The 18,579-nt window shown below is 43.5% G+C and carries 17 protein-coding genes; 12 read left to right on the forward strand and 5 right to left on the reverse strand.

Annotated features, from left to right (window positions below; all coding sequences use genetic code 11):
- Positions 1 to 180: 180 nt before the first annotated feature.
- The 3 genes from IQ224_RS12930 (at position 181) to IQ224_RS12940 (ending at position 5,191) form a co-directional block, all read left to right on the forward strand.
- On the forward strand, positions 181 to 2,232 hold the full coding sequence (locus IQ224_RS12930) for a PP2C family serine/threonine-protein phosphatase (RefSeq protein WP_194033033.1): 2,052 nt from the start codon (positions 181 to 183) through the stop codon (positions 2,230 to 2,232).
- 124 nt (positions 2,233 to 2,356) lie between these two features.
- Positions 2,357 to 3,406: a hypothetical protein gene (locus IQ224_RS12935; protein WP_002786465.1), complete on the forward strand. Its 1,050-nt coding sequence runs from the start codon at positions 2,357 to 2,359 to the stop codon at positions 3,404 to 3,406.
- A gap of 186 nt (positions 3,407 to 3,592) precedes the next feature.
- Entirely contained in the window at positions 3,593 to 5,191 is a 1,599-nt protein-coding gene (locus tag IQ224_RS12940; RefSeq protein ID WP_194033034.1) for a SpoIID/LytB domain-containing protein, read from the forward strand.
- A gap of 201 nt (positions 5,192 to 5,392) precedes the next feature.
- On the opposite strand, the gene IQ224_RS12945 is transcribed toward IQ224_RS12940, so the two are convergent.
- From IQ224_RS12945 to IQ224_RS12960, 4 genes are all read right to left on the reverse strand, one after another.
- Positions 5,393 to 6,082 carry a TrkA family potassium uptake protein gene (locus tag IQ224_RS12945; RefSeq protein WP_194033035.1) on the reverse strand — a complete coding sequence of 230 codons (690 nt, stop codon included), beginning with the start codon at positions 6,080 to 6,082 and terminating at the stop codon, positions 5,393 to 5,395.
- Between the two features lie 193 nt (positions 6,083 to 6,275).
- On the reverse strand, positions 6,276 to 7,610 hold the full coding sequence (locus IQ224_RS12950; RefSeq protein WP_194033036.1) for a TrkH family potassium uptake protein: 1,335 nt from the start codon (positions 7,608 to 7,610) through the stop codon (positions 6,276 to 6,278).
- Positions 7,611 to 7,619: 9 nt separating this feature from the next.
- Complete coding sequence (locus IQ224_RS12955; RefSeq protein ID WP_194033037.1) at positions 7,620 to 8,768, reverse strand: glycosyltransferase family 4 protein; 1,149 nt, start codon at positions 8,766 to 8,768, stop codon at positions 7,620 to 7,622.
- A 169-nt stretch (positions 8,769 to 8,937) separates the two neighbouring features.
- Complete coding sequence (locus IQ224_RS12960) at positions 8,938 to 9,093, reverse strand: DUF2256 domain-containing protein (protein WP_002746413.1); 156 nt, start codon at positions 9,091 to 9,093, stop codon at positions 8,938 to 8,940.
- A 36-nt stretch (positions 9,094 to 9,129) separates the two neighbouring features.
- Here IQ224_RS12960 and IQ224_RS12965 point away from each other — a divergent pair, with 36 nt between their 5' ends.
- On the forward strand, positions 9,130 to 9,930 hold the full coding sequence (locus IQ224_RS12965) for an RNA methyltransferase (protein WP_002746411.1): 801 nt from the start codon (positions 9,130 to 9,132) through the stop codon (positions 9,928 to 9,930).
- A gap of 27 nt (positions 9,931 to 9,957) precedes the next feature.
- Complete coding sequence (locus IQ224_RS12970) at positions 9,958 to 11,139, forward strand: serine hydrolase (RefSeq protein ID WP_002746409.1); 1,182 nt, start codon at positions 9,958 to 9,960, stop codon at positions 11,137 to 11,139.
- Between the two features lie 3 nt (positions 11,140 to 11,142).
- Here the strand turns inward: IQ224_RS12970 and IQ224_RS12975 are convergent, their stop codons facing one another.
- Positions 11,143 to 11,409 carry a glutaredoxin family protein gene (locus IQ224_RS12975; protein WP_002750529.1) on the reverse strand — a complete coding sequence of 89 codons (267 nt, stop codon included), beginning with the start codon at positions 11,407 to 11,409 and terminating at the stop codon, positions 11,143 to 11,145.
- Between the two features lie 126 nt (positions 11,410 to 11,535).
- Here IQ224_RS12975 and IQ224_RS12980 point away from each other — a divergent pair, with 126 nt between their 5' ends.
- From IQ224_RS12980 to IQ224_RS13010, 7 genes are all read left to right on the forward strand, one after another.
- Positions 11,536 to 11,775 carry a hypothetical protein gene (locus tag IQ224_RS12980; protein ID WP_002733166.1) on the forward strand — a complete coding sequence of 80 codons (240 nt, stop codon included), beginning with the start codon at positions 11,536 to 11,538 and terminating at the stop codon, positions 11,773 to 11,775.
- A 159-nt stretch (positions 11,776 to 11,934) separates the two neighbouring features.
- Positions 11,935 to 12,660: a Uma2 family endonuclease gene (locus tag IQ224_RS12985; protein ID WP_002746402.1), complete on the forward strand. Its 726-nt coding sequence runs from the start codon at positions 11,935 to 11,937 to the stop codon at positions 12,658 to 12,660.
- Between the two features lie 172 nt (positions 12,661 to 12,832).
- Positions 12,833 to 13,897 carry a ParA family protein gene (locus IQ224_RS12990; protein WP_002746400.1) on the forward strand — a complete coding sequence of 355 codons (1,065 nt, stop codon included), beginning with the start codon at positions 12,833 to 12,835 and terminating at the stop codon, positions 13,895 to 13,897.
- Complete coding sequence (locus tag IQ224_RS12995; protein WP_194033038.1) at positions 13,881 to 14,642, forward strand: HEPN domain-containing protein; 762 nt, start codon at positions 13,881 to 13,883, stop codon at positions 14,640 to 14,642. The genes IQ224_RS12990 and IQ224_RS12995 overlap by 17 nt, the downstream gene beginning before the upstream one ends.
- A gap of 146 nt (positions 14,643 to 14,788) precedes the next feature.
- A complete protein-coding gene (locus tag IQ224_RS13000) occupies positions 14,789 to 16,507 on the forward strand; it encodes an AarF/ABC1/UbiB kinase family protein (RefSeq protein WP_194033039.1) in 1,719 nt (572 codons plus the stop codon).
- A 36-nt stretch (positions 16,508 to 16,543) separates the two neighbouring features.
- A complete protein-coding gene (locus IQ224_RS13005) occupies positions 16,544 to 16,921 on the forward strand; it encodes a hypothetical protein (protein WP_002734118.1) in 378 nt (125 codons plus the stop codon).
- Between the two features lie 129 nt (positions 16,922 to 17,050).
- On the forward strand, positions 17,051 to 18,388 hold the full coding sequence (locus tag IQ224_RS13010; protein WP_194033040.1) for an anthranilate synthase component I: 1,338 nt from the start codon (positions 17,051 to 17,053) through the stop codon (positions 18,386 to 18,388).
- The last annotated feature ends 191 nt before the right edge of the window (positions 18,389 to 18,579 follow it).

Genomic DNA, 18,579 nt, shown 5'->3' on the forward strand with positions numbered 1-18,579 from the left:
ACCCCACACCCCACACCCCAGACATACCTATAGAGATGGCACTGTCAGCATTAATTATTCTCGATCGAGCCACAAGTATTAAAATTTAGGAGACACTAGAATACACTGACAGTCAACGTGGCTAAAAACACGCTATTTTATTAACCTATACTAACCGCGCTTTAGGAGTCAGCAGTTTTCATGGATTCCGTGATAACCCTCCAATGTCAAAACCTAACCTGTCTATCCCCGAACGCTCTCACTAATAGATTCTGTGAAAAATGCGGTACTCCTTTAGTTAAGCGCTATTTATGGATGATGGGTGATTGGGTGAGAAGCTATTATCGTGTTGGCGAGCTAATTGATAATCGTTATTTGGTCAAACAACCACAAATTGTTCTTGATACTAAACCCGCTCAAGCACCCCAAGCGCCAGAAGAACCTCCTAGCTGGCTCTCCCTCTACCTAAAATTGTTACCATTTCATCTCCATATTCCCCAAGTCTATGGCTATATTCCCAGTCCCGACGAACGCTTAGAAATGGACATCTGGCTGTTAGAATACGGCACTATTCCCCTCGATGAAACCGGAGAATTAATTTATCCACAACTATTGCCCACTCTGGACGAGGTTTGGTCGCAAGCTTCCGATTTAAGACAAATTCACTGGTTATGGCAAATGGCCAAACTCTGGCATCCCCTCCAGAAAAAAGCTGTGGTTTCTAGTCTGCTTAACCCTTTTCTGACGAGAGTGAATAATCAGCTGCTGCAATTGCTAGAATTAAGCAAAGACGAGGCTGCCGCTCCCAATTTACGAGATTTAGGGGCCTTCTGGTCCAGTCTGATCCCGACGGCAGCCGCTAATATTCAAGATTTTCTCGCATCCCTAACCCAAGAACTAGAATCCGGTGATCTCGATCGCCCAGAATCCCTGATCGCTATTCTCGATTATGCCCTACAGCACTACGGTGCAGGTCAAGAGCGCAGCTATGAGATTTTCACCTGCACCGATACCGGTCCGATGCGGGAACACAACGAGGATGCCTGTTATCCCCCAGCTAATCAGGCCATAACCCTGTCTAATGGTCAAAATCCCCTGGCAATTGTCTGTGATGGCATCGGCGGTCAGGAAGGGGGCGAAATCGCTGCTCAATTGGCGATCGAAACCCTGCCTAGGGAAATTAATCCCAGTCCCACCACTGATATGGAAGTCTATCCCGATAGTTACAGTCTTGTCCTCGAACAGGCGATTCGTGTCACCAATGATCTGATCAGTCAACGCAACGATCAGGAGTCAAGACAAGACCGCCGGCGCATGGGTACGACTCTAGTTATGGCCTTTGGCCATGCTCAGAAAATGTACGCAGCCCATGTGGGGGATTCCCGTATCTATTGGATTACCCCCCAGGGTTGTCATCAAGTGACGGTAGATGATGATCTCGCTTCTAGGGAAGTGAAATTAGGCTATCTCCTCTATCGTGATGCCATACAGTATCCCAACGCCGGGGCTTTGGTGCAAGCTTTGGGCATGAGTAGCGCCACTAATCTCCATCCCACTGTTCAGAGGTTGATTGTTGATCAAGATTGTGTTTTTCTCCTCTGTTCCGATGGTTTAAGTGATTATGATCGGGTAGAACAATACTGGGACAGTGAAATTGTGCCTCTTTTGCGAGGAGAGAAAAATGTAACCGCCGTGGGGGAAAGTTTATCACAACTAGCTAACCAGAAAAACGGTCACGATAACTCCACCATCGCCCTAGTTTATTGTCGGGTAGTTCCTGCGGCTGAAACTGTCAGGCCTTTAGTTTATGCTGAGGCCAAAGAACGAATTATTCCCCATCTTAATGACCAAGATTTTGATCACAACGGGGACACCGACCCCGGAGAAGAAGTGGTGACGGCAATACCCACTCCCTCCCCTGCATCTTCTTCGGTTTCTAGTCGTACTTTTCCCCCCCCATCCACTACCGTTTCACCCCTAGTCGTGGCAGCGATCGCTGTTGGTATCCTCGGTTTGCTGGCTGCGATCGCTTGGCAATTCTTGGGTCGTCATCCCGCTCCCAATCCATCGATTTCTCCCGCACCCGTCACCGGTCCGAGTCCCACGACCGGGACGACACCTCCCGCACCTGTCACCGATACCAATCCAGGGATGACACCTCCCGCACCTGTCACCGGTCCGAGTCCCACGACCGGGACGACACCTCCCGCACCCGTCACCAGTCCGAGTCCCCCCAATGCTTCCCCTAACTAGGGTTTGCGGCAAAAAGTTGTTCGTGGGAACAGGGTGTGGGGTTTTACCTGAAGATTAATCGGCTTGTCGGGGGTTGCCAGAGCGAGTTAAGATAAAATGCCTGATTAACTGCTGAGTCTATCCTATGGTTGATGCTGCGACGTTCCCCTCCGACACCTCCGCGATCATTGATGCCTTTGAAACGCCTCTAGAGTTTAACTTTCAACTGCCGGATCCCGAAGATGAAACTATCCAAGATCATGATTTTCAGCAGCAACTGGATTCTTTTTGGAAAGTCTGCGATCGCTTTGATTTGCAAACGGAAATCTGGCGGGGGCGAATTTTGCGAGCTATTCGCGACCGGGAGAAGCAAGGCGGTGATAGTCGCGGTACGGGCTTTTTAAACTGGTTAAAACAGCGAGAAATCACTAAAAGTCAAGCTTATGCTCTGATTCAATTGGCTAATAGTGCCGATACTCTCCTAGCAGAAGGACAACTGGATCCCGATAGTATCAATAATTTTAGTAAACGCGCCTTCGTAGAAACGGCCAAATCCGCCCCCGAAATTCAAAAATTAGTCAGTGATGCGGCCCGACAAGGGGAGAGAATTACTCGTCGGGAGGTGAAACAATTGGCCGATGAATGGACGGCGATGAGTTCAGACTTACTACCCGATGAAGTGAAGGAAAAAGCCAGCGATGGCAGTTTACCAGCGCGTCATCTCGCCCCCTTAGTGAAAGAATTAGAAAAGTTACCCGATACTCATATCGACACTCTCCGTCAAGAAATCGCCGCTAATCCCGATGTGGACACGGTAAAATTAATTACCTCGGAAGCACGCAGTTTAGCTAAATATCTCGACGCGGCGGCCCAAGTACAAACTCTCCGACGGGGTAATTTAGATATCGAAATGGCTCTAGAAGAAGCTTTGCGCGTCGATTGTCTAAATACGGCGGCGGATCTGGTTAAACAAGCCACACAATTAGAGCAAGCCGTAGCTAAACTTTATACTACTTGGAAACGTTTAGGTAGTTTGTCCGATCGCCTCTATGTGGATACAGGAGCAAGTAATCCCCATCTGCGATCGATGTTAACCTGTTTAGAAAGTTTAACCAGTGAAGTGATCGAAGTAGAACTGGATGAGGGTGGGCAAAAAACGGTACGTTTACGCATTATCAGCGATGGAGGAAGTTAAATGCTTTTTTGGTGGTTGGGTGTTGGGGTGTTAGGGTGTTAGGGTGTTAGGGTTTTAGGGTTTTAGCTGAAATTCCCCACTTCCCCACTTCCCCACCTCCCCATTTCCTAACACCTAACGGCTTGCTGCTATAATTTCTGAATATCGTCAACTTTTATGAAAACTTATTAACAGATACTTGACTTTATGCTAAAAATCAAGGAAAAAAAACCAATAATTAGCATCGGTTCCATAACTGCGGCGATCTTGCTCAGTTTAACCCTAATTCCTGCCGCTATAGCCAAGGATGTCCTTCTGAGAGTGGGCATTGTCCAACGTTTTGGCGATGAAGCCAAGGAAAAATTAACCCTGAGCAGTACCAGTGGTGATAATCTCACCCTGCGCGTGGTAGGAGAAGATGGCCAATCCCAAACCCTGCAAACCAATCGCCTACAATTAGAAGTTATTCCCCGGCCCCTCGCTTCTCCCATCCTCCAAGAAAAAGTCATTTTAAGCGACCACGCCACCTTTGAAACCGCCGAAAATAGTGCCAAAAACTGGGCAAAAATGGGCATTAAAGTGGAAATCACCCAACCCGGACGCTGGCAGGTTTGGGCAAAGCGAGAAGTTTATGAAAATCCCCTAGTGCGACATTGGTTGCTGACCAGTTTGCAAGCCAAAGGCTACAATCAACCCTATATTAATAGTGTTTTACTCAAAGAAAAGCCGCAAGTTTCTTTCCAAATCAACGGGGTGCGCTATTTTCCCAAAGAATTGGAAATCGAGAGCCAAAAAAACCTGATTCAAGTCACCCATAGCCCCGATCAAGTACGTTTGTACGGGGGAACCATGCGCCTACAGCCCAACGCCTACGGCACTTTTACCCTAGTTAATAACGTTCCCCTCGAAACCTACCTGCGCGGGGTTGTACCCCACGAAATCGGTCATGATGCCCCAGAAAGTGCCACCCAAGCGCAAACTATTATCGCCCGCACCTACGCCCTCCGCAATCTCCGCCGTTTTCAAGCCGATAATTACGAACTCTGTGCCGATACCCATTGTCAAGTTTATTATGGATTGACGGGAACTAATCCCCGGGCTGATCAAGCGATCGCAGCTACCCAAGGACTGGTTTTAACTTACCAAAATGAGTTAGTGGATGCCCTTTATTCCTCCACCACCGGCGGGGTAACTGCCCTCTTTAGTGATGTGTGGGATGGGGAAGAAAGACCTTATCTCCGGGCAGTGGTGGACTCCCCTAATCGAGTCTGGGATCTGTCGAAACAATCTCTCGCTAATGAGACAACTTTTCGCCAGTTTATTAATCTTAAAGATGGTTTTAATGAGACGGGACGACGGGTTTTTCGTTGGCAAAAACAAGCTTCTTTAGCCGATTTGAGTCAAGACCTAGAAACCTATCTAACACGGCGAAAACATCCCCTGTCCGACTTCCAGAAAATCCAATGGATGGAAGTGACTAAGCGCTCTCCTTCTGGTCGGATTCTGACTATGACCATTCAAACCGATAAGGGGATTTTAGAACTGCATAAAAATGAGGTGCGTAGCGCTTTTGGACCGCCTCGCAGTACCCTATTCTACATCGATCCCATCTACGATACCAATCGACAGATCCAGGGTTATAACTTTATTGGTGGCGGTTTCGGCCACGGGGTAGGATTAAGTCAATTTGGTTCCTATAATTTAGCTCGTTTGGGTTGGTCTCCTGAACAAATTCTCGCTTTCTATTATCCCGGCACCACCATCCAACCTCTCAATAATTCGATTGTCTTTTGGCGAGGAAATTAATCAGTTATCAGTTATCAGTTATCAGTTATCAGTTATCAGTTATCAGTTATCAGTTATCAGTTATCAGTTATCAGGGAACAGGGAACAGGGAACAGGGAACAGGGAACAGGGATATCAGGAGAAAAAAGCGTTCGACAAAAGCTCACGCCGAAGTCTGACGGCTAACGGCTAAAAAATCGCCTTCATCTATTTGACTAAATTCTACATCGGTAAACGCTGAATATCTCGGTTAGAACCAATCACCACCATGGCTAAATCCTTGTATAATCTTTCTTGGGGATTGGGGTTAATCTTGAATTTTTCCGCATTACCGACAGCGACAATATTTAAGCCATAACGATTACGAATTTCTAACTCTGCTAGGGTTTTACCGTGAAAAGCTTCCGGGACTTTTAACTCGACAATACTATGTTCGGGATCGAGATCAAATCGTTCTAAAATTGATGGTCTAGTTAAACGGTGCGCTAACTCACAACCGGCATCGTATTCGGGAAAAACTACTAAATCTGCGCCAACTTTTTTGAGTAATTTTCCATGGATTTCTGTGGAGGCTTTAGCGGCGACAAAATTAACTCCTGCTTCCTTACAATTGAGAGTAGTAATGATACTTTCTTCCACGTATTTACCAATAGCGACAATCACCGTATCGGTTTCAAAAATTCCCGCTTCTCGCAGAGCGTTAGGTTTGGTAGAATCAAGCTCGATCGCATTATCTACTATCCGATCAGATAACGCTTGTGCTACTAATCCTTCATCAATATCTGTCGCTACCACTTGATAACCTTGTTTGCGTAGGGTTTCACAAACGGCTCGCCCAAATCTGCCTAATCCGATAACGGCAAATTGACGATTTTGGGGACGCATACCACTAAAAAATTTAATTGATTGCATAATTTTAAGTGAAGCTGTTACGCATTTAAAATGCTAGTATCAATGAGTGAGGAGACAGGAGAAACTGATAACTGATAACTGATAACTGATAACTGATAACTGATAACTGATAACTGATAACTGATAACTGATAACTGATAACTGATAACTGATAACTGGTAACTGGTAACTGATAACTGGTAACTGATATTAATTATCCCACTAAAAGGTTTTCTTCGGGGTAATTAATAGCTGTTGGTTTCGGATCGCCTATAATAGCCGCTATTAAAAGTATAACTCCTACCCTTCCCAAATACATCATAAAAACGATAATTAACTTAGAAATCGGTGATAAAGCGGCGGTTATCCCCATAGATAAACCAACGGTAGCAAACGCAGAAACTACCTCGAAAAACAGTTGAATCATTTTAAAATCTGTCTCCACAAATGAGATAGCTAGGGTGGAGATAATAATCGCTATAACCGAACCAAAAACCACCGCCATTGACTTTAAAATTAACGGCATAGGAATGCGTCTTTGATAGAGAGTCACTTCTTCATGTCCCCGTAAAACCGAGCGGGTACAGTTGTATAAAATCCTAAAAGTTGTGGTCTTAATACCTCCCCCTGTACCGCTAGGACTGGCTCCTATAAACATCAAAGCCATGGTGATTAATAAACCTTCTACGGAAATTTTACCAATATCAATGGTATTAAATCCTGCTGTTCTCGATGTTACCGATTGGAACCAAGCAGCCAGCAATTTATCTTTAAGTGATAAATTAGCCAAAGTGTCACCATTTCCCTGTTCAGTAAGTAAAAAAGCTAATGTTCCTATCACTAATAAAAATATGGTTGTGCTGATAGCAACTTTGTAGTTAAGGGAAAAAACAAAGCCTTTTCGTTTATATTGAAAGCGGTAAATAAACCATGTGTAAAACTCGATAATTACCTGATAACCGATACCTCCAAAAATAATTAATCCTGTGATAGCTAAGTTAATAATAATTGAAGAATGATAGGAGATTAAGTTATCCTTAAACAAGCCAAAACCCGCATTATTCCAAGCACTAATACTATGAAATAAAGATAACCACACTGCATATCTAAAATCATACTTTTGGGCGAAGACAGTTAACATAACAAAAGTTGCTGTTAACTCAAAAACTAAAGTAGTAGCAATCACTGATTTCATTAAACTTTGACTACCTTGTAGGAAAGGTCGATCGAAGGATTCTTGAATTGCTAACTTCTGTCTCAGATCAAATTTTCGCCCAATTAATAACATTAAAAAAGTGGTAGTGGTCATATATCCCAGTCCACCCACTTGAATTAATAAAGCGATAAATAATTGACCCCAAAAAGAAAAATAAGTACCCGTATCTACCACTGCTAAACCCGTGACACAGACAGCAGAAGTGGAGGTAAAGAGGGCAACAATTGGATCATTCCAAGTGCCGCTAGTGGTAGAAACAGGCAACATTAACAGGGAAGTTCCCGCTAAAATTACCGCCATAAATCCCAAGCAAATTGTCCGGGCAATCGTCATATAAATTCCTTAGTGAAAGTAGCTAAGATAAGAATATTTTTGAGCTAACACTTCTTGATAAACTAACTGTAAGCGATCAATATTTTTGCTAAGAGTGTAAGAGTCTAAAACTCTTTGACGGGCTTTTTGTCCTAAAATTGTGGTTAATTCGGGATGATCTCGTAATACAGGCAAGAGAGTTTTTAATTGGGTAATTAGTCCTTTAGTATCTAGAACTATTCCCGCACCTTTTAACACTTCCCCATCGGCCCCCACATCCGTAGCCAGACAAGCAACACCGCAGGCCATCGCTTCCAAAAGGGAAATCGATAAACCCTCCACTAATGAGGGTAAAATAAAGCCGTCAACCCCGCGCAAAATTTCAATTCGTTTATTTTCATCGCCGATAAAACCTAACCAGATAATACCATCTTCTTCTCCATAAAAAGGTTTAAGGGAAGGAGTTAACGGACCATCGCCAACAATGAGCAGTTTGCATCTACCCCCTAAATTGGTTTTTTTCCAGGCTTTCAATAAAGATTCTACATTTTTCTCCGGCATGATCCGACCGAGATAAATAAATAAACAATCGGCATTATATTGAGCTTTAATATTCGATAGTCCTGGACAATACTTATTAATATCAACCCCATTGGGAATAATTGCTAATTTTTCTTCGGGAACTCCCAATTTAACTAAAAAATCCCGTTGAGAGGTGGAAAAAATAATTACCTTATCGTAATTAGCTAAAAAAGGGGCGTGTAGTTGGTAGGTTAATAATTGGGTACTGGAGATGAGATTGCGAATTTTACTATCAAAAGCCGGGTGAAAAGTCGCCACCAGAGGCAAATCTAAAGACTCACAAATTTCTGGTAGTAGAAAATCAAGGGGAGACAGGGGTAAGGACGCATGAACTAGATCGGGTTTCAGTTCCCTGAGTTTATCCTGTAGAACCCGACTCGATTTCAGGGTGGGAATAGTATAGACTTGGGAACTATAGAGACGTGGCAGGGTGATTTCGTCGTAAAAGTCGGGCCAATCGCTTACGGTGGGTTTTTCGGAAGAAAAATGTAGAAAACTGACTTGATAATCTCGATCGAGCAGGGAATTAGTCACTTCTCGCCCATAGGTAACGTTACCGCAAAAAGGAGATTTTTTTCCTAACCAAGCAATGTGCATTCAGATTCTCTTAAGAAAAAGTTAATTTAGCCAAGTATCAGCTTACTAAATTAGTCGTAAAATTAAAAGCTAATAGAGTACCTAAGCAAAATTAATTACCCATCTAAGTCCTCAGCTAAAAATTGCCTTTTGCAAGAGTGCCTATTTGATAGTTAAAATTCTCGGCTTTTTACTGATTGGCCGAGGACTTGCGACGACGACAGCGTTCTGAACAGTATTTGACCTCATGCCAACAGTTTTGCCACTTTTTGCGCCAAGTAAAGGATAAACCGCAAACGGGACAAATTTTACTGGGAAGATCGGACTTCGAGGGCTGACGTGCCATGATTAAAATTAAAAAGTCAAAAACTGCGCCTTATCTATGAGTGTAGATGAAAATAATCCGAGTTCCCCACTCGATCGCCTGAGAATTATTTTAGTTGAACCTGCTGGAGCCCTAAATGTGGGTTCCACTGCCAGAATTATGCGGAATATGGGCTTAAGTCGCTTAATTATCGTCAATCCCGCCTGTGATATCCTTGCAGAAGAAGCGCGACGCATGGCAGTACACGGGATTGAAGTCCTAGAAAACTGTTCACAGGTAGCTACCCTTGGGGAAGCTTTGCAGGGTTGTCATCGCATCATTGCCACCACCTCGAAACCCCGTCACCTGAATACTCCCCTCGAAACACCCCGGACCGCCTTACCCTGGTTACTCACCCCTAACCTGGAATCGGCCTTAATTTTCGGGCCAGAAGACCGGGGTTTAAGTAACAGCGAACTGAACCACGCCCAGCGTTTTGTCGGTATTCCCGCTAATCCTCAATATTCCTCCCTTAATCTGGCCCAAGCGGTGGCGGTTTGCTCCTACGAACTGTACCAAATGGCGACGGAAAATAGGCTCGAACCCCCGTTAGAAATGCTCCCTAATGCCACTTTTGAGGCTCTAGAAGGCTATTATCAGCACTTAGAGAGCTTTTTGCTCAAAATTGGCTATCTTTACCCCCACACCGCCGCCGCTAGGATGGAGAAATTCCGGCAATTTTATCATCGGGCCCGGCCCACGGTGGAGGAATTAGCCCTGCTGCGGGGTATTATCGGTCATATTGAAAGTATCGGGCAACTTTTTCTCGGTCTTGATAGTCTCAAGGGCAAGAAAAAAAATTCTCCTAGCGATCGATAATAAATCTGGATACCCTTGAGGAAAACCGTGACTCGTCAAGTAACTCGTCGTCCTAGTAAAGTCCAATCCGGTCCTGAGTCCCCTGGTGCCATGGACTCAAACAATAACAAAAGGCCTGTACCCGTTAAAAGGGCAAAAAAACAACGTAAACCTAACCTAATCGCTTCTTTTCTCCTTCAGGTTCTTCGCTTCTCTATCCTTGGTGTCGGTTTAGGTGCGATCGCTGGTACGGTTTTAACGGTGGTGGATCCGAGCAAATTACCCCTACACCCAAAACCCACCGCTACTAATTCCCTGACTCCCAAACTCGTCACCCCAAAACCGACCACCTTAGTCTTAAACGAAAATCTCAGCAGTCTTAACCAGAAATTACAGGCTTTAACGGTCAAATATCCGAAATTACAGGCGGGAGCATTATTTATTGACCTCGATAACGGTGCTTACGCTAATTTTCGCGGAGATACTATTTTTGCCGCCGCTAGTACGATTAAAATCCCGATTCTGGTGGCCTTTTTTGAGGATGTGGACGCGGGGAAAATTCGTCTCGATGAAACCCTTGTGGCCACTAAGGATGTCCTGGCCAGTGGATCCGGGGATATGCAGTATCTAGGATTGAATAAAACCTATACTGCCCTAGAAACCGCCACTAAAATGAACGTAATTAGCGATAATACCGCTACTAATATGTTAATTAAGCGGATGGGCGGCAAAAAGGCTCTTAATCAGCGTTTTCAAGCTTGGGGTTTGACCAGTACGGTAATTAATAACCCTTTACCAGACTTGGAAGGAACCAATACCACAAGTCCGAGAGATTTGGTGACAATCTTAGGAAAAGTTAATCAAGGGGAATTACTCAGTTTACGTTCCCGCGATCGTCTATTAAATATTATGCAGGAAACGCGCACTCGCACCCTGCTGCCCCAAGGTATCGAGAAATCCGCCGATATTGCCCATAAAACCGGTGATATTGGCTCGATGTTAGCGGATGCGGGGATTATTGATATGCCCAACGGGAAACGCTATCTAGGAGCAGTGATGGTCAAACGTCCCCACAATGATAGTAACGCTAGGACTCTGATTCAACAAATATCGCGCACGGCCTACCAACACTTTAAATGGTATCAAACTCAACCCGCAGTCAAACCGCAACCAGTCGCCCAGTCTTCTCCCTCTCCTAGTCCAGTCGTTAGTCCTAGTCCGGGTAATTAGCCCCTAGGTTAAATTATTGGCTAAAAGACGGGCCAATTGTTCGGCATTTGCTCGGGGGGAAAGACGAGGGAGGATTTTTTCCCCCGTGGCCAGTTTTTGACAGAGGACGGGGATTTCGTACTGATAAGCGTTAAACCAATCCTCTCGACTGGTAATGTCCCTAATTTCTAACTGCCACTCCGGTTGACGGATTTTTTCTAGTTTTTCTAGCAACCCTTCGCAAAGATGACAGTCCGGTTTACTGTATAGAATTAGTTCTATGGTAGTCATAAATATTTAAGTAGGTAGGTGTTAAAAGTTGTCAGATCCCCCCACCTATCGGCACCCCCCTTATTAAGGGGGGCAGGGGGGATCAGAGGCAAAATCTATCTTCAATTTAATTATAACTACTTACTTATGTTCATTACCTCCACGATTAGTCTCTCATCAACAATTCTACAAACTCCCACACCCACACCGACTTTAAATAATAATTTAGTTAATTCAGGTTCTCAAAATCTAGTCTATATCGGTGTGTTTCTTCTGGCAATTACCCTAGTCATGGTTATTGGTATTATCAATCAAAAAATTGAATACGCTCTCATTTTTGCCGCCACTCTCACTGCTATTTTAGTTGCTTTCTTCTGGTTTTTATAAGTCCTTCAACCAAGGGGATTGAGGTCATGATATTCTGACTTCCCCAACCGACTCCTAACACCCTATACACAAGCAAAACGATCGGACTTATAATATAATTGTATTGATTGTGGCTTGTTGCTAGAATCACCCCAAATTGACTCAATGGGTTTATAAACGATGACAACCCTAGATATTGCTACCGATATTGTCTGTCCTCCCACCGATTTATGGAGTGATGAACCACCCGTGGAAAGTGATCTGCATTTACAACAAATTATTTTATTATTATCTTGTCTTGATTGGCTCTGGCAAGATAGAAACGATTACTATGCCTCGGGCAATTTGACTATTTATTATAACGAAAGACAACTAAAACAGCGAGATTTTTGTGGACCAGATTTTTTCGTGGTTTTAGATACAGAGAAACGTCCCCGGAAAAGTTGGGTTGTCTGGGGAGAAGGGGGTAAATATCCCAATCTAATCATCGAAATTCTCTCCGATTCCACCGCTAATGTGGACAGAAAAGCCAAAAAGGAACTATATCAGCATACTTTCCGGACTCCTGAATATTTTTGGTTTGATCCCAATACCTTAGAATGGCAAGGATTCACTTTAATCGAGGGACAATATCAACCGATTACCCCCAATGAAAACGGTTATTTATGGAGTAAGCAACTGGGATTATATTTAGGGATTTTTGCCAATAAATTGCGCTATTTCACCGAATCAGGTGAATTGGTTCCCACCCCTCAAGAGTCGGCCCGACAGGAAAGATTAGCCAAAGAACAGGAAAGATTAGCTAAAGAACAGGAAAGATTAGCCAAAGAAAGAGAACAACAACGGGCGGAAAAATTAGCCCAAAAGCTGCGAGAATTGGGCATTAATCCCGATGAAATTGCTTAAATATCCGATTGGGGGTGTTAGGGTGGAAACCATGGCGCAATTTTTCCTTAATTGCTAGGCATTAAAACGAGTAATCCGAGACTCTTATTCTAGCCTAGAAATCATGGCAAAATCTCCACACTGATGTTATAATAATGACCAAGGGCAACAATCTTCAAATATAATTAATGCCATGGTGCAAAAAATAGCTTTTTTTAATCATAAAGGTGGAGTGAGCAAAACTACAACCACTTTTAATCTTGGTTGGATGCTTGCTGAGAAGGGTAAAAGAGTAATTATTGTCGATACCGATCCCCAATGTAACTTAACTGGTATGGCTTTGACTAATGAAAGTGAAGATAGGGAGGAAAGACTACAAGCCATCTACAATACTTACTCTAATATTAAAACAGCTTTAGCACCTGCTTTTGAGTCTCAACCGAGATTAATTGAAGCTGTGGACTGTATTCCTATTGATGGTCGTGATCGTTTATTTCTATTGCCCGGTCATGTGGGATTAGCTGAATATGAAGTTATCCTAGGTATTGCTCAAGAACTTAGTGGGTCAATTCAGGCTTTAAAAAATCTCCCCGGTGCGATTACATATTTATTAGACAAAACTGCCGAAAGATTTGAAGCTGACTATATTTTAATCGATACGAGTCCCAGTTTGGGGTCAATCAATCAAAATATACTGATGACCAGCAACTTTTTTATTGTGCCAACCACAGCGGATTTTTTCTCGGTTATGGCTATCGATTCTTTAACTAAAATCTTGCCTAAGTGGCACCAATGGGCTAAGGCAGCTAGTGCTTTACCAATTCTCAAAACAGCCAACTATCCCTTTCCCGAAGTTGACCTACATTTTTTGGGAACTATTGTTCAGAAATATCGAATCATAGGTGGCCAAGAAACAAAAGCTTTTCAAAACTGGATTAACACAATCGAGGAAAATATCGGCAATAAAATGATTCCAGCTTTAGAAAGAACTGGCATGATGCTACCGAAATTTATCTACGATCAGAATGGTGTACCAGACTACTGTACTTTAGTAAAAATTCCTAATTTTTATAGTCTTATTGCCTTATCTCAAGAGCATCAAACGCCCGTTTTTGCGCTAACTGCTGAACAATTAGGATGGCAAGGTACAGTGTTAGATAAAGCCCAAGAAAAACAACAAAAATTTAAAGATATTTTTTCTGACTTAGCAGACAAAGTTATCGGTCTTACCTCCGAGATTTATGCAGTTAGCAATTGAACAATTTCGCCTTAGCATTGCCCGCGTTCGTGACTTGATCGCTATCCACAATTCCCTCAAATCTCAGACTACTTCGGCCCTAGATGTATCGGATATCCTCAGAGCCGCTTTAGTCCTGACTGTGAGCGCTTTAGATTATTATATTCACGAAGTGGTTACTCTAGGAATGCTAGAAATTTATCGAGGCCAACGTTCAGAACCTTCTCCCACTCCTAACAGTTCTCAATCTGCCTTTTCTCGTTTTCAAGTCTCCTTGGATGGCGCACGACAAGAACGATTGATAGCTATTAGTATTGGCTCTTGGTTAGAGAACGAAATTCAACAAAACTACGGTTCTTTTTTTGGTCAAGAATCTCGCTCAATTTCCGAGGTACTACCAATGATTGAAAATCTCCTCACCAACAAACTTAATAGTAATTATTGGCTAGAGACTGAAATTAGAGAAAACCTCAGATATAAAAGCTTTCAACAACCGGACAAGATAGCGGAGGCCATTAGATTAATTTCAGCCAAGAAATTGTGGGAAGAAGTGGCCAGCAAACTAAATAAACCAGCCAAAGATATTAAAAGCCAACTTAGCATAATTGTTGATCGAAGGAACAAAATCGCCCACGAAGCTGATATAGACCCGAGTTATGGCATTGGCAGTCGCTGGAATATCGATGAAAATCTCGTTAATGATGCCGTTACCTTTATAGAACAGCTTGTTGAAAATATCCATCAGGTACTTGAGGACATCCACTAGCCGAGAATTTCCCCGGCAGTCCAGCCATAAATACTTATGATTTCTCAGGGAACTATAACAATTATTAAATAATGTGTAGTTTTGTATACTGATGTCAAGAACTTAGCTACAATATCAAGTGGCGTAAGATATATAGAGATTAGCTAGTGAGTCGGCATCAAGACAGTCAAACTGACCGGAAACGAGAAGAAACACAGTTCACTCCTTACAGTGCAGAAGCGATCGCTCAACAATACCGTTACAAACCTTGGCAATTGTTCGGTCGCGCTTTCCTGATTACTTGGTCTTTAGGATTATTTCTCCTCAGTCTCCTCTGGGACAAATGGACAAAGCAAGAAGAAGCCAATAAATACAGGCGTGCCAGCGAACTTAGGCAAATTCTCACCCGTTTGGGTCCCACCTTCATCAAAGTCGGTCAAGCTCTCTCTACCCGCCCCGACCTCGTTCGCAAAGACTTTTTAGACGAATTAGTTAAACTGCAAGACCAACTTCCCCCCTTCGATAACGACATCGCTTTTGCCCTTATCGAGACAGAATTGGGAATGCCTGTAGAAAAAGCCTATCGAGAAATATCCCCCACCCCTGTGGCTGCCGCTAGTTTAGGACAGGTTTACAAAGCTATTCTACCCACCGGCGAAGAAGTAGCCGTTAAAGTGCAAAGACCGGGGCTGCGGGCACTTTTAAGCCTCGATTTATACCTAATGCGCTGGGCTGCCCAAAAATTCGGTCGTTTATTACCCCTCAATCTCGGCCACGACCTCACCTTGATTGTCGATGAATTCGGCACCAAACTGTTTGAGGAAATCGACTATCAAAACGAAGGTCGCAACGCTGAAAAATTCGCCACCAACTTCCAAAATAACCCTGAAGTTAAAGTTCCCAGCATCTACTGGCGTTATAGTGGTCGCCGCGTCCTCACCCTGGAATGGATTGATGGCTATAAACTCACCGATACCGAGAATATCAAAGCTTTAGGATTAGACCCCAATAGTATTGTTAAAATCGGCGTAACCTCTGGATTACAGCAACTCCTCGAACACGGCTTTTTCCACGCTGATCCCCACCCTGGTAATCTTTTCGCCACTTTTGATGGTCGCATGGCCTATATCGATTTTGGCATGATGGACCAGTTAGAGGAGGAAACTAAAGAAACCCTCGCTAGTTGCGTCGTTGATTTAATTAACAAAGACTACGAAAACCTGGCCGCCAACTTTGTCAAACTGGGATTTTTAACCCCAGAAACCGATATAAAACCAATTATTCCGGCTCTAGAACGGGTTTTAGGCAATGCCATCGGTCAAAGGGTCGGTGACTTCAATTTCCGCACTATTACCGATGAGTTCTCCGAATTGATGTACCAATATCCCTTCCGGATTCCCGCCAAATTCGCCCTGATTATTCGTTCCCTCGTCACCCAAGAAGGGGTGGCCCTTACCCTCGATCCTAACTTCAAAATCGTCCAAGTAGCCTATCCCTACGTCGCTAAACGTCTCCTGACCGGGGAATCGCCTCAACTGCGCCGGCGTTTACTGGATGTACTGTTCAAAAACGGTAAATTCCAGTGGCAACGCCTAGAAAACATGATTACAATGGCTCGATCGGAAAGTAACTTCGATTTACTGCCCACAGCGCAATTAGGCATCACTTTTCTTCTCTCGGAAGAAGGTCGTTATCTGCGTCGTCAATTGCTATTAGCTTTAACGGAAGATGACCGTCTCCATACTGCCGAAGTGCAACGTCTCTGGAGTTTAATTCAAGGAGAATTGCAACCGCGGCGACTCTTGGATGTGGCCATGAGCGCTTTTCGGGAATTATCCTCCCAAGGTGTGGCCGCTGTCCTTCCGCGAGAAACCAGTTCGCGTTAAAGTGTTTAAGGTCATCATCGGTTAATCACTTTTTCTATGGATTATTATTTTCTGCCCCAACCGCCCTATTTTCTAGTTTTTGCCGGTTTATTTATCGGTATTACCTGCGGGGCCGCTTTTGAAGCTAGTCTCAAGCAAGTGGTTAACAATTGGTATAAAAATAAGGGTTCAGACGATCAAAATCTTTTAAAATCCAGTTCCTTACAAATTCCTTTTATTGGTATTTGTGTAGGAATCTGTCTTTTCCTGGCCTCGGGATTAGATATATTTATTCTCAATGGTTGGGTTGCCTACGCTATCTCTCTCCCGATGACTATCTTTATCGGTGGTTTGGTTTGGAGTCAGTTAGGGGAATTGTTAGGCCAATTACAGCGCGGTGGTTCTAAAGAAATTGACCTCGATTATCGGGGATAATTGCGAGGCAGCAAACATTTAGGACTAAGATAATAGGTGTTAGCAGATAGGAAAGATCAACTCCCCCACAACTAACACCAAAACCCTAGTTATACCCAATTTCCCAGCTATTTTGGCCCGCGATTTTAGATGCAAAAACCTTTAGCATGGCATTGGCGATCGCTTCCTCTGCATCAGCGCAGCGGTTCCGAGGTTTTTGCCTGCTTATTCTCCCAAGATGCGATCGCTACCTTACTAGAAAGTCCCTATCCGGGTAATTCCCTTTCCCGTTACTCTCTTTGTGCTGGTTCCCCGCGTCAGCTTTGGACCCCCGCACTGGGGGAAATTTTGCCCTTTTTAAGCAGTTTACTCCCCCAAACTCGATGTGATCATCTTCCCGATCATCTTCCTTTCCATGGTGGTTGGTTGGGGTGGTTAGGCTACGATTTAGCTTGGGAAATAGAAAAATTACCCGACAGGAAAGCTGATACTCTCCCTTTTCCCGTCGCTTATTGGTATGAACCGGATAGTTTTGCCATTCTCGATCACCAAGCACAAATTCTCTGGTTAGCTGCCACTAAACCCGAAGATTTAGATAAATACGAACAATCTTTAACCACTAACCCCGATTTTGAGTTTATCGATCCTCGTCCCTCTCCCTTAATCTTTTATACTTCTCAACTCGACTACGAAAAAGCTGTTAAAAAAGCCCTAGATTATATCAGAAAAGGTGATATTTTTCAAGCAAATTTATCCCTAAGATTTCAAAGCACAACTAAGGCAAAAGGATGGCAAATTTATCGCAGTTTACAACAGATTAACCCTTCTCCTTTTGCCAGTTATTGGCGCACTCCTTGGGGAGAAATGATTAGTTGTTCTCCCGAAAGATTGGTCAAATTAGAAAGGGGAATAGCCAGCACTAGACCGATCGCTGGAACCCGTCCCCGGGGTAAAACCGAGGCACTCGATCGACAATTAGCCGAGGAACTATTAACTAATAAAAAAGAGCGGGCCGAGCATATTATGCTAGTGGATCTAGAACGTAATGATCTAGGTAGAGTTTGTGAATGGGGATCGGTTTATGTTGATGAATTACTGACGATCGAGCGTTATAGTCACGTTATGCACTTGGTCAGTAATGTTCAAGGAAAATTAGATAAAAAGTATCATGCTATTGATTTAATTAAAGCTCTTTTCCCCGGGGGAACAATTACCGGTTGTCCGAAAGTTCGCTGTCTAGAAATTATCGAAGAATTGGAACCAGTGCGACGCAATTTATTCTATGGTTCCTGTGGCTATATTGACAGCAGAGGTCATTTAGATTTGAATATTCTCATCCGTACCCTATTAATGACTAATCAAGGGAATTTAAACACCGTTTGGGGACAGGTGGGAGCGGGAATAGTTGCCGATAGCGATCCCGAAAAAGAATGGTTAGAATCCCTTCATAAAGCTGAGGCACAATTAATCGCTTTACGTTCTTTTTAATGTTTGATTTCAACAAACTAACCTAAGTAGGTAGGCATTAAAAATTATCAGATGCCCCCCTTATTAAGCTATCCATTAGTCACATCTTTCTTAACATAAAATTTGACAAAAAGAGAAAAGTGTGCAAGATGGCTCAAGGAGGTTCTATGGGGGGACTAATTTGATGAGATAGTTTCCAAGTCTGGCTGATA

The organism is Microcystis sp. LEGE 00066 (assembly GCF_015207925.1).
GTDB lineage: Bacteria > Cyanobacteriota > Cyanobacteriia > Cyanobacteriales > Microcystaceae > Microcystis > Microcystis ichthyoblabe_A.

Excerpts from the sequence above, each read along its gene's own strand:
- IQ224_RS12930 (WP_194033033.1), top strand. The coding sequence starts at position 181 with ATGGATTCCGTGATAACCCTCCAATGTCAAAACCTAACCTGTCTATCC.
- IQ224_RS12935 (WP_002786465.1), top strand. The coding sequence starts at position 2,357 with ATGGTTGATGCTGCGACGTTCCCCTCCGACACCTCCGCGATCATTGAT.
- IQ224_RS12940 (WP_194033034.1), top strand. The coding sequence starts at position 3,593 with ATGCTAAAAATCAAGGAAAAAAAACCAATAATTAGCATCGGTTCCATA.
- IQ224_RS12945 (WP_194033035.1), bottom strand. The coding sequence starts at position 6,082 with ATGCAATCAATTAAATTTTTTAGTGGTATGCGTCCCCAAAATCGTCAA.
- IQ224_RS12950 (WP_194033036.1), bottom strand. The coding sequence starts at position 7,610 with ATGACGATTGCCCGGACAATTTGCTTGGGATTTATGGCGGTAATTTTA.
- IQ224_RS12955 (WP_194033037.1), bottom strand. The coding sequence starts at position 8,768 with ATGCACATTGCTTGGTTAGGAAAAAAATCTCCTTTTTGCGGTAACGTT.
- IQ224_RS12960 (WP_002746413.1), bottom strand. The coding sequence starts at position 9,093 with ATGGCACGTCAGCCCTCGAAGTCCGATCTTCCCAGTAAAATTTGTCCC.
- IQ224_RS12965 (WP_002746411.1), top strand. The coding sequence starts at position 9,130 with ATGAGTGTAGATGAAAATAATCCGAGTTCCCCACTCGATCGCCTGAGA.
- IQ224_RS12975 (WP_002750529.1), bottom strand. The coding sequence starts at position 11,409 with ATGACTACCATAGAACTAATTCTATACAGTAAACCGGACTGTCATCTT.
- IQ224_RS12980 (WP_002733166.1), top strand. The coding sequence starts at position 11,536 with ATGTTCATTACCTCCACGATTAGTCTCTCATCAACAATTCTACAAACT.
- IQ224_RS12985 (WP_002746402.1), top strand. The coding sequence starts at position 11,935 with ATGACAACCCTAGATATTGCTACCGATATTGTCTGTCCTCCCACCGAT.
- IQ224_RS12990 (WP_002746400.1), top strand. The coding sequence starts at position 12,833 with ATGGTGCAAAAAATAGCTTTTTTTAATCATAAAGGTGGAGTGAGCAAA.
- IQ224_RS12995 (WP_194033038.1), top strand. The coding sequence starts at position 13,881 with ATGCAGTTAGCAATTGAACAATTTCGCCTTAGCATTGCCCGCGTTCGT.
- IQ224_RS13005 (WP_002734118.1), top strand. The coding sequence starts at position 16,544 with ATGGATTATTATTTTCTGCCCCAACCGCCCTATTTTCTAGTTTTTGCC.
- IQ224_RS13010 (WP_194033040.1), top strand. The coding sequence starts at position 17,051 with ATGCAAAAACCTTTAGCATGGCATTGGCGATCGCTTCCTCTGCATCAG.